The sequence below is a fragment of the Streptomyces sp. SID13726 genome, from assembly GCF_010548375.1.
GTDB lineage: Bacteria > Actinomycetota > Actinomycetes > Streptomycetales > Streptomycetaceae > Streptomyces.
The window spans coordinates 1-421 of the sequence record NZ_JAAGLY010000558.1; the positions used below are offsets into that span (position 1 = coordinate 1).

Annotated in this window: 1 protein-coding gene; it reads left to right on the top strand. The window is 67.5% G+C overall.

The window, feature by feature from the left end; translation table 11 throughout:
- Nucleotides 1-211 precede the first annotated feature (211 nt).
- Nucleotides 212-421, top strand: coding sequence for a hypothetical protein (locus tag G3I78_RS51565; RefSeq protein WP_203616567.1), 210 nt, complete (start codon nt 212-214; stop codon nt 419-421).

Sequence of the window (421 nt, forward strand, 5' to 3'; positions counted from 1 at the left end):
AGGGCTGACCGTGGAACGACATGAGCTGATGCGGCTGCTGGCCGGCGACGACGCGGTGTCCAAGGCTGCTCTGGCGGCCCTCATCGACGGCGGCGAATATGTCATATGGGAGGAGACCGAGCTGTCCCCCGAGGTCCGGGCACGGGCCTAAGAGAGCCGGCGCAGGTCGTACCAGCGAAGGGGCATAGAGACCACGGGTCTGGAGCGAGGCGTGCAACTGCTCCGCGAGCACGCCCAGCCCATCCGCGCAGGGAAGATCACCGCCGTCGATGGCTCATGGATCTTCCAGCTCTTCCTCACCGAAGACGTCAGCGATCTGGTGGCCTGCATCGGCGGACGGCTGCCCGAGCGGCGTTCCACCCACCAGCAGGTCACGGGGCGGGCCACACGTCGCCCTGAGACCGCTCAAGGGCCTCCATGA